Origin of the sequence: Streptomyces sp. C1-1 (genome assembly GCF_050214755.1) — a bacterium.
GTDB lineage: Bacteria > Actinomycetota > Actinomycetes > Streptomycetales > Streptomycetaceae > Streptomyces.
In genome coordinates this window covers 5,153,381-5,166,281 of sequence record NZ_CP189826.1, presented here as the reverse complement: position 1 = coordinate 5,166,281, position 12,901 = coordinate 5,153,381, and the positions used below count along the sequence as shown (strand labels likewise).

Annotated in this window: 11 protein-coding genes; 4 read left to right on the top strand and 7 right to left on the bottom strand. The window is 67.5% G+C overall.

All coding sequences use genetic code 11. The annotated features are described in order from the left end of the window. Nucleotides 1-26: 26 nt before the first annotated feature. Nucleotides 27-1,505: a replicative DNA helicase gene (gene dnaB / locus ACQF4J_RS23570; protein ID WP_142153544.1), complete on the bottom strand. Its 1,479-nt coding sequence runs from the start codon at nt 1,503-1,505 to the stop codon at nt 27-29. A 458-nt stretch (nt 1,506-1,963) separates the two neighbouring features. On the opposite strand from dnaB, the gene ACQF4J_RS23565 reads away from it, so the two are divergent. After that, nucleotides 1,964-3,301 (top strand): MATE family efflux transporter, encoded by a 1,338-nt coding sequence (locus tag ACQF4J_RS23565; RefSeq protein ID WP_427166767.1) that lies wholly within the window; start codon nt 1,964-1,966, stop codon nt 3,299-3,301. A 140-nt stretch (nt 3,302-3,441) separates the two neighbouring features. Here the strand turns inward: ACQF4J_RS23565 and rplI are convergent, their stop codons facing one another. The 4 genes from rplI to rpsF form a co-directional block, all read right to left on the bottom strand. Further along, on the bottom strand, nt 3,442-3,888 hold the full coding sequence (gene rplI / locus ACQF4J_RS23560; protein WP_142153548.1) for a 50S ribosomal protein L9: 447 nt from the start codon (nt 3,886-3,888) through the stop codon (nt 3,442-3,444). Nucleotides 3,889-3,906: 18 nt separating this feature from the next. Then, the gene (gene rpsR, locus ACQF4J_RS23555) at nt 3,907-4,143 is read right to left on the bottom strand and encodes a 30S ribosomal protein S18 (RefSeq protein ID WP_003949403.1); all 237 of its coding nucleotides are present in this window, start codon (nt 4,141-4,143) and stop codon (nt 3,907-3,909) included. 81 nt (nt 4,144-4,224) lie between these two features. Further along, on the bottom strand, nt 4,225-4,809 hold the full coding sequence (locus tag ACQF4J_RS23550) for a single-stranded DNA-binding protein (protein WP_142153549.1): 585 nt from the start codon (nt 4,807-4,809) through the stop codon (nt 4,225-4,227). A 75-nt stretch (nt 4,810-4,884) separates the two neighbouring features. Further along, the gene (gene rpsF / locus ACQF4J_RS23545) at nt 4,885-5,175 is read right to left on the bottom strand and encodes a 30S ribosomal protein S6 (RefSeq protein WP_005482942.1); all 291 of its coding nucleotides are present in this window, start codon (nt 5,173-5,175) and stop codon (nt 4,885-4,887) included. 263 nt (nt 5,176-5,438) lie between these two features. On the opposite strand from rpsF, the gene ACQF4J_RS23540 reads away from it, so the two are divergent. The 3 genes from ACQF4J_RS23540 (at nt 5,439) to ACQF4J_RS23530 (ending at nt 8,185) form a co-directional block, all read left to right on the top strand. Then, nucleotides 5,439-5,756 (top strand): hypothetical protein, encoded by a 318-nt coding sequence (locus tag ACQF4J_RS23540; RefSeq protein ID WP_351563312.1) that lies wholly within the window; start codon nt 5,439-5,441, stop codon nt 5,754-5,756. 180 nt (nt 5,757-5,936) lie between these two features. Further along, entirely contained in the window at nt 5,937-7,058 is a 1,122-nt protein-coding gene (gene femX / locus ACQF4J_RS23535) for a peptidoglycan bridge formation glycyltransferase FemX (RefSeq protein WP_200703078.1), read from the top strand. Between the two features lie 95 nt (nt 7,059-7,153). Continuing rightward, nucleotides 7,154-8,185, top strand: a complete 1,032-nt coding sequence (locus ACQF4J_RS23530; protein ID WP_351563310.1) for an alanine racemase — start codon at nt 7,154-7,156, stop codon at nt 8,183-8,185. A gap of 83 nt (nt 8,186-8,268) precedes the next feature. Here the strand turns inward: ACQF4J_RS23530 and ACQF4J_RS23525 are convergent, their stop codons facing one another. Together ACQF4J_RS23525 and ACQF4J_RS23520 are read right to left on the bottom strand one after the other, a co-directional pair. Beyond that, nucleotides 8,269-9,777, bottom strand: a complete 1,509-nt coding sequence (locus tag ACQF4J_RS23525) for a glycosyltransferase family 87 protein (RefSeq protein WP_351563308.1) — start codon at nt 9,775-9,777, stop codon at nt 8,269-8,271. 133 nt (nt 9,778-9,910) lie between these two features. Next, nucleotides 9,911-12,583 (bottom strand): transglycosylase domain-containing protein, encoded by a 2,673-nt coding sequence (locus ACQF4J_RS23520; protein ID WP_351563306.1) that lies wholly within the window; start codon nt 12,581-12,583, stop codon nt 9,911-9,913. Between the last annotated feature and the right edge of the window lie 318 nt (nt 12,584-12,901).

The following is a 12,901-nucleotide window of genomic DNA, read 5'->3' as shown; positions in this document are numbered from 1 at the left end:
CATTTGCGCGCGGCCGACGGGGCCGGTCAGGTCTGCGCCATGTCCACGAACCGCGAGTAGTGCCCCTGGAAGGCGACGGTGATCGTCGCCGTGGGACCGTTACGGTGCTTGCCCACGATGATGTCCGCCTCGCCCGCGCGCGGCGACTCCTTCTCGTAGGCGTCCTCGCGGTGCAGCAGGATCACCATGTCGGCGTCCTGCTCGATGGAACCGGACTCACGCAGGTCGGAGACCATCGGCTTCTTGTCGGTGCGCTGCTCGGGGCCACGGTTGAGCTGCGAGAGCGCGATCACCGGGACCTCAAGCTCCTTGGCGAGGAGCTTGAGGTTACGGGACATGTCCGAGACCTCCTGCTGACGGCTCTCCGAGCGCTTGGAACCGCCGGACTGCATCAGCTGCAGGTAGTCGATGATCACGAGCTTGATGTCGTTGCGCTGCTTCAGCCGGCGGCACTTGGCGCGGATCTCCATCATCGACAGGTTCGGGGAGTCGTCGATGTAGAGCGGCGCGGAGGACACCTCCGGCATCCGGCGGGCCAGGCGCGTCCAGTCCTCGTCCGTCATGGTGCCGGAGCGCATGTGGTGCAGGGCCACGCGCGCCTCGGCCGACAGCAGACGCATCGCGATCTCGTTGCGCCCCATTTCGAGGGAGAAGATGACGCTGGCCAGGTTGTGCTTGATCGAGGCCGCGCGCGCGAAGTCCAGCGCGAGCGTGGACTTTCCCATCGCGGGACGGGCCGCGATGACGATCATCTGGCCGGGGTGTAGACCGTTGGTGAGCGAGTCGAGGTCGGTGAAGCCGGTGGGCACGCCGGTCATCTCGCCGCTGCGGGAACCGATCGCCTCGATCTCGTCGAGTGCGCCCTCCATGATGTCGCCGAGCGGCAGATAGTCCTCGCTGGTGCGCTGCTCGGTGACCGCGTAGATCTCGGCCTGGGCGCGGTTGACGATCTCGTCGACGTCGTCGTCGGCCGCGTACCCCATCTGCGTGATGCGCGTACCGGCCTCCACCAGCCGGCGCAGCACCGCGCGCTCGTGCACGATCTCCGCGTAGTACTCGGCGTTGGCCGCCGTCGGCACCGTCTGGACGAGGGTGTGCAGATACGATGCGCCGCCGACCTTGTTGATCTCGCCGCGCTTGGTGAGCTCGGCGGCGATGGTGATGGGGTCGGCGGGCTCGCCCTTGGCGTAGACGTCGAGGATCGCCTGGAAGATCGTCTCGTGGGCGGGCTTGTAGAAGTCGTGGCCCTTGATGATCTCGACGACGTCGGCGATGGCGTCCTTGGACAGGAGCATGCCGCCGAGCACGGACTGTTCGGCGTCGAGATCCTGCGGCGGCACGCGCTCGAAGGCCGTGCCCCCGCCGTCCCAGCCGCTCTCGTCCCTGCCGTGGTCGTGCTGTTCGCCGCGACTCCGGCCGCCGTCACCGCGTCGGCGGGAGGCGGGCAGACGATCGCTGGGACCGCTGTCGGCCCACGGGTCGTCCAAGGGCTCGGAAATGCTCACCGAGCCACCTCCTCCCGTCCGCCGAGCGGACCTAGCCGTGCCCATAGTTCTACGGCACGGCACTGACAAATGAGAGGCCCAACTCCGGTTGTGGCGCGTCGGTTTTGTGCTGCTTTCCCGGCCGACGCACGGAGTGGGCGCCGGACCACGGTAGGCCCGTCGGCACCGTCAGCCAATCTGGTTATCCACAGCCCATGTGGACGACGGCCCGGATGCTGTGGAGAACTCCGCGAAACCTGTGCACGACACGGTGGACAGCCCTGTGAACAAGCTCGCCCCTCACGCAGAGAAACCCTTCTGACCTGCCTATTTACCGTCCACCGGCTGTGCAGAAGAAAAACTTCCCCAGTCGGACCAAGATCGTGTCGAACGGCGCGCGAATGAGCGCACGAAGAGACGGGAGGTAATGGTCACAGAGGCTTTGCATCTCTTACCTGTGGACGATTACATTGGTGCACATGACACAGGCTCCCGCGACCTCCAGGGGCACCCGGCGACAGCAGGACCGAGAGATCGTCGCCTTGGCAGTCCCGGCCTTCGGCGCACTCGTCGCCGAGCCTCTCTTCGTCATGGCCGACAGCGCGATCGTCGGCCATCTCGGCACGGCACAGCTCGCCGGTCTCGGCGTCGCCTCGGCCCTCCTCACCACCGCGGTCAGCGTCTTCGTCTTCCTCGCCTACGCCACCACGGCCGCGGTCGCCCGACGCGTCGGCGCCGGCGATCTCCCGGCGGCCATCCGCCAGGGCATGGACGGAATCTGGCTGGCGATCCTTCTCGGTGCCCTCGTGATCGCCGTCATCCTTCCCACCGCACCGGCCATCGTGGACCTCTTCGGCGCCTCCCACACGGCGGCTCCCTACGCGACGACATACCTGAGGATCTCGGCCCTCGGCATCCCGGCCATGCTCGTCGTCCTCGCCTCGACCGGTGTCCTGCGTGGACTGCAGGACACGAAGACCCCGCTCTACGTCGCCGTCGCGGGCTTCGTCGCCAACGCCGTCCTCAACGCGGGCCTCGTCTACGGCGCCGGCCTCGGTATCGCCGGCTCCGCCTGGGGCACGGTGATAGCACAGTGCGGCATGGCGGCCGTCTATTTGGTGGTGGTCGTCCACGGAGCCCGCAGGCACGGAGCCTCCTTGCGACCAGACTCGTCCGGCATCAGAGCTTCGGCTCAGGCCGGCGCACCTCTCCTGGTCCGCACGCTTTCCCTCCGGGCGATCCTGATGATCGCCACCGCCGTCGCCGCTCGTCTCGGGGACGCCGACATCGCGGCGCATCAGATCGTGCTGTCCCTGTGGAACCTGCTCGCCTTCGCTCTGGACGCCATCGCCATCGCCGGCCAGGCGATCATCGGACGCTATCTCGGCGCGGACGATGCCGTGGGCGCCCGTCAGGCGTGCCGTCGCATGGTGGAGTGGGGCGTTGCGGTCGGCGTCGTCCTCGGAGTGCTGGTCGTGCTGGCCAGGCCGGTGTTCCTGCCGCTGTTCACCAGCGACTCCACCGTGAAGGATGTGGCGCTGCCCGCTCTGGTGATCGTGGCGCTCTCGCAGCCCATCTGCGGGGTCGTTTTCGTCCTCGACGGCGTTCTGATGGGCGCGGGAGACGGACCGTATTTGGCGAAGGCCATGCTGGTCACGCTGGCGGTCTTCGCTCCGGCTGCCCTGCTCGTCCCCGTATTGGGCGGTGGACTGACCGCTCTGTGGGCCGCCATGACGCTGATGATGACGGTGCGGATGCTGACCTTGTGGCTGCGAGCCCGCTCCGGACGCTGGCTGGTGACCGGGGCGACTCGCTGACGGTTTCACGTGAAACATCGCGGGGTCTGCCCCACTGACCGTTTCACGTGAAACATCACGCCCATACAGAAGGGGCCGTACCCCACGGGTACGGCCCCTTCCCAGCTCTACAGCCGAAGCTGCTCAAGCCGAGCGCAGCGTCAGGCCGCGACGACCTCGATGTTGACCTTGGCGGCAACCTCGGGGTGCAGACGCACGGACGTCTCGTGGGCGCCCAGGGTCTTGATGGGAGCGGTCAGCTCGATGCGGCGCTTGTCGACCTCGGGGCCACCGGAAGCCTTGATCGCGGAAGCGATGTCGGCCGGGGTGACGGAACCGAAGAGACGACCGGCGTCGCCGGAGCGGACGGCCAGACGGACCTTGACGGCCTCGAGCTGGCCCTTGACCTGGTTGGCCTGCTCGATGGTCTGGATCTCGTGGATCTTGCGAGCACGACGGATCTGCTCGACGTCCTTCTCGCCACCCTTGGTCCAGCGGATAGCGAACTTCCGCGGGATCAGGTAGTTGCGAGCGTAACCGTCCTTGACGTCGACGACGTCGCCCGCGGCACCGAGGCCGGAGACCTCGTGGGTCAGGATGATCTTCATGTGTAGGTCACCCTTTCCTTAGCGCGCGGTGGACGTGTAGGGCAGCAGCGCCATCTCACGGCTGTTCTTGACGGCCGTGGCGACGTCACGCTGGTGCTGCGTGCAGTTGCCGGTCACGCGGCGGGCACGGATCTTGCCGCGGTCGGAAATGAACTTCCGCAGCATGTTCGTGTCCTTGTAGTCCACGTACGTGACCTTGTCCTTGCAGAAAGCGCAGACCTTCTTCTTCGGCTTGCGCACAGGCGGCTTCGCCATGGTGTATCTCCTGTGTGATCAAGAAGTTTGGGTAACGACCCGCCCTCGACCCGCCGGGCCCGGAGATCCGGACCCGAAGGGCTAGAAGGGGGGCTCGTCCGAGTAGCCGCCGCCACCGCCGCCGGAGTTTCCACCCCAGCCACCGCCGCCGCCCTGGTTGCCACCGGCGGGAGCGCCGGTCGCCCACGGGTCGTCGGCGGGAGCGCCGCCGCCCTGCTGGCCGCCACCGGAGCCGCCGCCCCAGCCGCCGCCACCCTGGCCGCCACCGCCGCTGTAACCGCCCTGGCCCTGCCCACCGCGGCCGGCGGTCTTGGTGACCTTGGCCGTGGCGTTGCGCAGGCTGGCGCCGACTTCCTCGACGTCCAGCTCGTAGACCGTGCGCTTGACACCCTCACGGTCCTCGTAGGACCGCTGCTTCAGCCGGCCCTGCACGATGACGCGCATGCCTCGCTGGAGCGATTCCGCGACGTTCTCCGCCGCCTGACGCCAGACCGAGCAGGTCAGAAAGAGGCTCTCGCCGTCCTTCCACTCGTTCGTCTGACGGTCGAAGGTGCGGGGGGTGGACGCGACACGGAACTTCGCGACCGCCGCACCGGAAGGGGTGAAGCGCAGCTCGGGGTCATCGACAAGATTGCCGACGACCGTGATGACGGTCTCGCCTGCCATGGGGGAACCTCTCGGCGGGTTTGCTGCTGGCTGCTTGTGCTGCTACTCGAATCCCGAGATCGGCTGAGCGGAAGCTCAGTGGGTCTCGGGGCGGAGGACCTTGGTCCGGAGGACCGACTCGTTCAGGTTCATCTGGCGGTCGAGCTCCTTGACGACCGCAGGCTCGGCCTGCAGGTCGATGACCGAGTAGATGCCCTCAGGCTTCTTCTTGATCTCGTACGAGAGACGACGACGGCCCCAGGTGTCGACCTTCTCGACCTTGCCGTTGCCCTCACGGACGACGGAGAGGAAGTTCTCGATCAGGGGGGCGACAGCGCGCTCCTCCAGATCGGGGTCGAGGATGACCATCACCTCGTAGTGACGCATGTGGAACCCACCTCCTTTGGACTCAGCGGCCACGGTCGTTCCGTGGCAGGAGGGTCGTGATGCGTACGCAACGGTATCGGCCGCCACTGACAATCGGGGTGACCTCGCGGTTTACCCGATCGGGGCTGGGCAGACACCAATGCAGACGGTACAGACTACCCGTACACCGGCTTCCGGTTGAAATCCGGCCCGGGGGGCCGTCAGTCTGTACACATCGGGTGTGTATGGCGCTACGATGCGCCGCCTTTCGCAGGAGGTGCCCCATGGCACAGGCATTGCGACCCAACACCGCCGGTGGCCTCTTCGCCACGGACGGAAAGCCCCACCCCATCCAGGACACGCTGACGGCGGTCGCCCTGGTGCTCGGTGTGACGGCGTTCGTGACGGGCTTCTTCGACCACCTGCACCTGCTGGCCTCCTGGGCCGGCCTGGTGGGCATCCTCACCGGTGCGTACGGCCAGTGGATCTCGGAGACGACACGCGAGCGCTTCGGACTGATCCTGGGTCTCGGCGCCTCCGGCGTGGGCTTCTTCCTCGGCATGGCGCACGGTGGCCTCTTCGGCGGACTCATCGGCGGCTGACGCCAGGGACACCCTCTCCCTAACTCGACACAAAGCACCACGCAACGCCCCGGCGGCCCATGAGCCAGGGCGTGGGTTCCGTACGCCCAGCCGGGGCGCGCGCAAGGCGCAGTAGGCTTCGGCCCCAGAGCCGGAGCCCCTGTACCCATGGGGACACACCAGCCCGAGGAGCGCCCCGACATGAGCCTGACCCTGAGGACGATCAGCCGCGAGCAGCATCTGGCGTACATCCAGAGCCTGCCGGCGGCGAGCCACATGCAGGTCCCGGCCTGGGCCGACGTCAAGGCCGAGTGGCGGTCCGAGAGCCTGGGCTGGTTCGACGAGCGGACCGGTGAGATGGTCGGCGCGGGTCTCGTCCTCTACCGTCAGCTGCCGAAGATCAAGCGCTACCTCGCCTACCTGCCCGAGGGCCCGGTCATCAACTGGTTCGCGCCGAATCTGACCGAGTGGCTGGAACCGATGCTCGCCCACCTCAAGCACCAGGGCGCCTTCTCGGTGAAGATGGGCCCGCCGGTGATCATCCGGCGCTGGGACGCCAACTCCATCAAGCAGGGCATCCAGAGTCCGGACGTGAAGCGGCTGCGGGACATCGAGGCCGACTTCATCGAGCCGCGGGCCTTCGAGGTGGCCGACAAGCTGCGCCGCATGGGCTGGCAGCAGGGCGAGGACGGCGGCGCCGGCTTCGGTGACGTCCAGCCCCGTTACGTCTTCCAGGTGCCGCTGGCCAACCGCTCCCTGGAAGAGGTCCACAAGAACTTCAACCAGCTGTGGCGCCGCAACATCAAGAAGGCCGAGAAGGCCGGTGTCGAGGTCGTCCAGGGCGGCTACCAGGACCTCGAGGAATGGCAGCGGCTGTACGAGATCACGGCCGTGCGCGACCATTTCCGGCCGCGCCCGCTGTCGTACTTCCAGCGCATGTGGACGGCCCTCAACACCGAGGACCCCAACCGCATGCGGCTGTACTTCGCCCGGCACAACGGCGTGAACCTTTCGGCGGCGACCATGCTGATCGTCGGCGGGCACGTCTGGTACTCCTACGGCGCCTCCGACAACATCGGCCGCGAGGTCCGGCCCTCCAACGCGATGCAGTGGCGGATGCTGCGCGACGCCTACGCGCTCGGCGCGACGGTGTACGACCTGCGCGGCATCTCCGACTCGCTGGACGAGACCGACCACCTCTTCGGCCTGATCCAGTTCAAGGTGGGCACGGGCGGCCAGGCCGCCGAGTACCTCGGCGAGTGGGACTTCCCGCTCAACAAGCTGCTCCACAAGGCGCTCGACATCTACATGTCACGCCGCTGAATCCCCGAGTCGCGCCGCTGAGGCCGCGTCCTTCGCTTCAATAGCTCTCATACCTCTGCTACACCGCAGCCACGAGAAAGGTTCCAGGTCCGGCCATGGCGCTCACGCTCTACGTCGACACCGCGCGCTGGCGGGCGCACCACAAGCAGGTGCAGGAGCAGTTCCCGGGCCTCGTCCCGGTCTGCAAGGGCAACGGCTACGGCTTCGGGCACGAGCGGCTGGCGGAGGAGGCCACGCGGCTGGGCTCGGACGTCCTCGCCGTCGGCACGACGTACGAGGCCGCGCGCATCAAGGACTTCTTCGGCGGGGACCTGCTGGTGCTGACGCCCTACCGGCGTGGCGAGGAGCCCGTCCCGCTGCCGGACCGGGTCATCCGCTCGGTGTCGTCCATCGACGGCGTGTACGGCCTCGTGGGCGCCCGTGTGGTCATCGAGGTGATGTCCTCGATGAAGCGCCACGGCATCAGCGCCCAGGACCTCCCGCAGTTGCACTCCGCCATAGAGAACGTGCGCCTCGAAGGCTTCGCCATCCACCTGCCGCTGGACCGCACGGACGGCTCGGACGCCGTCGAGGAGGTCATCGGCTGGATGGACCATCTGCGCGCGGCCCGGCTGCCGTTGCACACGATGTTCGTCAGCCACCTCAAGGCCGACGAACTGCACCGGCTGCAGCAGCAGTTCCCGCAGACCCGTTTCCGCGCCCGGATCGGCACCCGGCTGTGGCTGGGGGACCACGAGGCCACCGAGTACCGCGGGGCGGTCCTGGACGTCACGCGGGTCGCCAAGGGAGACCGCTTCGGCTACCGCCAGCAGAAGGCGGCCTCCGACGGCTTCCTGGTGGTCGTGGCGGGCGGTACGTCGCACGGGGTGGGCCTGGAGGCCCCCAAGGCGCTGCACGGCGTCATGCCGCGCGCCAAGGGCGTCGCCAGGGCCGGCCTGGCCACGGTGAACCGGAACCTTTCTCCGTTCGTCTGGGCGGGCAAGCAGCGCTGGTTCGCCGAGCCGCCGCACATGCAGGTCTCCATCCTGTTCGTGCCGTCGGACGCGCCCGAGCCGAAGGTCGGGGAAGAGCTGGTGGCCCATCTGCGGCACACCACCACGCAGTTCGACCGGATCGTCGACCGCTGAGCAACGGTCCCTGATCAGCCGAAAGGCCGTACACGAGCACTTCGTGTACGGCCTTTCGCGTGGGCCTTCCACTGCCTGTTCGCTCAGAGCGAACCGTCCGTCGGGGACGCCGGCCCCTGGCCGCCCCACTCGACCTGCTGCCCCTCGAAGTGGGCCGCGTGCCGCGGGGGATGGGCCGCCGCACCGACCACGAAGACGTCCTCCGCACCGTCCAGCACGCCCCCTGAAGGATCGTCGTCACCCGCCCTGCGCACGGGGTCCCGCTCCGGCATGAGGATGTCGCGTACGACGACAGCGCACAGGTAGAGCGTCCCCAGCAGGTGTACGCCGATCGCCCACTGGTAGCCGACCTCGGGCAGGCCCTTGTGGGCGTCCCCGCTGGTCGTGTACGCGAGGTACATCCAGATCCCGAGGTAGTACACGACCTCGCACGCCTGCCAGATCAGGAAGTCCCGCCACTTGGGGCGGGCCAGGACTGCCAGCGGTACGAGCCACAGGACGTACTGGGGCGAGTAGACCTTGTTGGTGACGATGAACACCGCGACGATCAGGAACGCGAGTTGGGCGAAGCGCGGGCGGCGGGGAGCCGTCATGGTGAGCACCGCGATACCGACGCTGCCGAGCACCACCAGCGACGTGGCGATGTTGTTGACCGTGTCGGTGGACAGCGGGTCGGTGGAGTGCTGGGCCAGGATCAGCCAGAAGGACCCGAAGTCAACGCCCCGGTCGTGGCTGAACTTGTAGAACTGCACCCAGCCGTCCCAGGCGAAGAGCATCACCGGCAGGTTCACCACGAGCCAGGAGACGACCGCGCCGGCGAACGCTCCGCCGAAGTCCCGCCACTTGCCCGCCCGCCAGCACAGCAGGAACAGCGGGCCCAGCAGGAACACGGGATACAGCTTGGCGGCCGTGGCAAGGCCCAGGAGGACGCCGAAGGCGACGGAGCGGCCCCGGGACCACATCAGCATCGCCGCGGCCGTCAGAGCGACCGCCAGCAGGTCCCAGTTGATGGTGGCTGTCAGCGCGAAGGCGGGCGCCAGGGCGACCAGCAGACCGTCCCAGGGCCGGCGGGCCTGCGTACGGGCCACGCAGACAGCGATGATCGCCGCGCACACCATCAGCATCCCGGCGTTGACCATCCAGTACCACTGTTCCTGGTCCTGGATGCTGCCGCTGCCCGGCGTGAGCCATGCGGCGACCTCCATGAACACGCCGGTCAGCACCGGGTATTCGAGGTACGGCATGTCGCCGGAGAGCTTGTCGAAGTACGGCACGAGCCCGTCGGCGAAACCGCGTCCCTGATAGAGGTGCGGGATGTCCGAGTAGCAGGCCTTCGTGTACTGCGAACTGGCGCCGAAGAACCAGGCGCTGTTGTAGCAGGGCGCCTTCTGGATCATTCCGAGGGCGAACATGCCGATCGCGACGAGCGCGACGACCCGGACGGGGGTCCACCAGGACATTCCGAGCAGGGCCCGTCGGCCGAGGGGACCGCCGATCAGCTCACTCCCGGACCGGGCGACCGGGTCCTCCCTGGTCGGACGCACCGTGTCCGGCTCGTGCACGCTCGCTTGCGTCGATTCTGCGCTGGGCATGTCGCACATCCTGCCGTACATGTCTGGGAATACGCCGAGGGCCGCCTCACCCTCTCAGGTGCGGCGGCCCTTGTTTCACGTGAAACACATTTGCGCGTTTCACGTGAAACACCCTTGCTGGGCGTTTTGGCGGCTAGCCGCCCGGGCCTCCGAAGAGGCCCCCGTTGCCGTTCCCTCTTGTGTTTCCGGTCCCTGACGTGTCCGTGGCCGTCGGCGTCGAGGTCACGCCTCCGTCCGTCCCGCCGGTGTCCGTGCCGCCGGTGGTGCTGCACTGCCAGCTGAACTTGCAGGACTCGGTCGGCGAGGGCGACGGGCTGGTCAGCGTCTCGCTGGGCGTCGGGCTCGGCGTCGGGCTCGTCACCGTCTGGCTCGGCGTGACGCTCGGCGTCGGGCTGGGCACGTCGTTGACGATCTCACCGATGGGCTCCGGTGTCGGGAAGTCCTTCGGCGGCACGTTCTTGAGTGCCTGCTCCATGTAGTCGTGCCAGATCTCGGCCGGGAACGAGGCACCGTGGATCTTCTCCTGGCCACCGGTCCCGTACATCTCGAGGAACTCGCGCTGCTTGTTCTTCTCGTTGTCGTCCAGCCGGAACATGGTGATCGCCGTGGACAGCTGCGGGGTGTAGCCCACGAACCAGGCGGACTTGTTGCCGTCCGTGGTACCGGTCTTGCCGGCCACCTCGCGCCCGGTCAGCCGGGCGCTGGTGCCGGTTCCCTTGTCGACCACGGTCTTCAGGACGTCCGTGACGTTGTCGGCGACCGGCGCCGTGAACGCCTGGTCGCTGACGACCTTGTGGTTGAAGACCTCGCCGTCCTTGCTCGTGACCTTCTGCACGGAGTACGGGTCGCGCTGTTCGCCACTGGCCGCGAAGGTGGCGTAGGCGCCGGCCATGCGGATCGCGCTGGGGTCGGAGATACCGATGGAGAACGAGGGGAAGTTGGTGCCGGCGAGGCTGCCCTTCAGGATGCCCGCGTCCATCGCGGACTCCTTGACCTTGTCCAGGCCGACGTCCATGCCCAGCTGGACATAGGCGGAGTTCACCGAGAACTGCATCGCCTCACGGAGGTCGATCCGGTAGTTCGGGGCATTGCCCAACGACTCGTTGCCGTCGTTGGTCTGCAGCCACTCCTTGCCCTTGTCGTCCTTCCAGAAGTCACCGTTGTACTCCTTGATCTTCAGCTTGTTCTTGCCGCTGTAGAGGCTCTTGGGCGAGACCTTGGTGCGCTCGTCCTGAGGCTGCTCCGCCGGGCCGTCGGGGTTGCGCACGCCCCACTTCATGGCCGCCGCGAGCACGAACGGTTTGAAGGTCGAACCGACCTGGGCACCGGTCGAGTCGGCGTTGTCCGTGAAGTGCTTGGTCGCGTCCTCACCGCCGTAGATGGCCCGGATGGCGCCGGTCGTCGGATCCACCGAGGCACCGCCGAACTGGACGTGGGTGTCCGTCTTCGGCCGCTGCTTGGGCTTGATGTTGGCCTTCTGGACGTTCGTCACCGCGGCCTTGAGCTGGTTGATCTTCTTCTTGTCGAAGGTCGTGTAGATCGAGTAGCCGCCCTGCTGCAGCTTGTCGGCGGTGATGATCTTGTTGTTGACCAGGTACGCCTTGGCGAGGTCGACGAGATAGCCGATCTGGCCGCTGAGCTGGGTGTTGGACCGCGGGTTCTTCACCACGGGGAGCTTGGTGTACTTGGCCCGGTCCGTGGGGGTCAGGTAGTGGTACTCGACCATCTTGTCGAGGGTGTCCTGCATCTGCGCCAGAGCACGCCTGCTGTTGGCGTCCGACGTGGCCGCCGGGTCGATGGAGGTCGCGCCCGCCGGGTCGTAGTACGTGGCGCCCTTGAGCATCGCCGCCAGGAAGGCGCACTCGCCCGGGTTCAGGTCGACGGAGTCCTTGTTGAAGTAGGCGCGGGCGGCCGCCTGGATGCCGTAGGCGTTGCGCCCGTAGTACGCGGAGTTGAGGTAGCCGGCCATGATCTCCTCCTTGGAGACCGTGGCGCCCACCTTTATGGAGATGAAGATCTCCTTGAACTTCCGCGTGATCGTCTGAGACTGGTCGTCCAGGCGGGCGTTCTTCACGTACTGCTGGGTGATGGTGGAGCCACCCTGCGTGTTGCCGCCCCGGGCCATGTTCAACACGGCTCGGGCGATGCCCTTGGGGTCGACACCGCTGTCGGTGTAGAAGGTCTTGTTCTCCTGGGAGACGACGGCGTGCTGCATCGCCTTCGGGATCTGGGAGATGTTGACGATCTGCCGGTTGGTCTCACCACCGGTGGCGACCATCTCGCTGCCGTCGGACCAGTAGAAGACGTTGTTCTGCGCGGTCGCGGTCTTGGCCGGGTCGGGCACGCTCACGAGCGCGTAGCCGACACCGGCGACGGCCACCATGCTGCCGATGAAGCCGATGAACAGGCCGGCCACCAGCTTCCAGGACGGCATCCAGCGCGCCGCGCCGTACTTGCCCGCGCGCGGGTAGTCGATGAGGCGCTTCTTGCCCGGCGGTGCCGCACGCCCTCTGCCCCGCCCGGGCCCCGCCGGGCCGCCGGGCGCACCGCGTCGACCTCCGCCGGCGGGCTCGGGCGCCCTGCGGCGACTTCCCGTACTTCTCTGTGCCGCGCGCCGGGCCTCGGCGCGGCCGCTGTACGGCCGCTCCTCCTCAACCGGCTGCTGCCCCAGCCCGTAATCGGCCGGGGACCCGGTGGCGCCTCGCGGTGCCGCGCGGCGGCCGGAGGACGAGCCGGACTGGCCGCGTCGGGCCGCGGCACGTCCGCCTCCCTGCGGCTGCGGCGGTTTGCGACGGTGCTCGCTCATCGAACGACTACTCCTCGGGCAGGCGCACCTTTGCGCGCCTGGAAACGGCGGCTGGTTTCCGGTCCCCCCGAAGTACGGATGTGGTCGATCCCGCATTCATCCGTACCGACCCCGGGAAGCCGACGCCCCCATACGTCACTCGGCTCCCGGTGGTGTCCATGGCGCACAGACTACGCACCGTCAAAACCCACCGAGCACACAAGTTCATCCCAAATCAGGCAACTTGCCTCGGATGAATAAGTGATGTGATCCCGTTCACCGTCTCCCCACTTGTCGCAACCGGAAGGCCGTTCTATCGTCTTGATGTATCGAGTCGAT

Coding starts and splice junctions, on each gene's coding strand:
- ACQF4J_RS23540 (WP_351563312.1), top strand. CDS start 5,439: ATGGCACAGGCATTGCGACCCAACACCGCCGGTGGCCTCTTCGCCACG.
- rpsR (WP_003949403.1), bottom strand. CDS start 4,143: ATGGCGAAGCCGCCTGTGCGCAAGCCGAAGAAGAAGGTCTGCGCTTTC.
- rplI (WP_142153548.1), bottom strand. CDS start 3,888: ATGAAGATCATCCTGACCCACGAGGTCTCCGGCCTCGGTGCCGCGGGC.
- rpsF (WP_005482942.1), bottom strand. CDS start 5,175: ATGCGTCACTACGAGGTGATGGTCATCCTCGACCCCGATCTGGAGGAG.
- ACQF4J_RS23525 (WP_351563308.1), bottom strand. CDS start 9,777: ATGCCCAGCGCAGAATCGACGCAAGCGAGCGTGCACGAGCCGGACACG.
- ACQF4J_RS23520 (WP_351563306.1), bottom strand. CDS start 12,583: ATGAGCGAGCACCGTCGCAAACCGCCGCAGCCGCAGGGAGGCGGACGT.
- ACQF4J_RS23550 (WP_142153549.1), bottom strand. CDS start 4,809: ATGGCAGGCGAGACCGTCATCACGGTCGTCGGCAATCTTGTCGATGAC.
- ACQF4J_RS23565 (WP_427166767.1), top strand. CDS start 1,964: ATGACACAGGCTCCCGCGACCTCCAGGGGCACCCGGCGACAGCAGGAC.
- femX (WP_200703078.1), top strand. CDS start 5,937: ATGAGCCTGACCCTGAGGACGATCAGCCGCGAGCAGCATCTGGCGTAC.
- ACQF4J_RS23530 (WP_351563310.1), top strand. CDS start 7,154: ATGGCGCTCACGCTCTACGTCGACACCGCGCGCTGGCGGGCGCACCAC.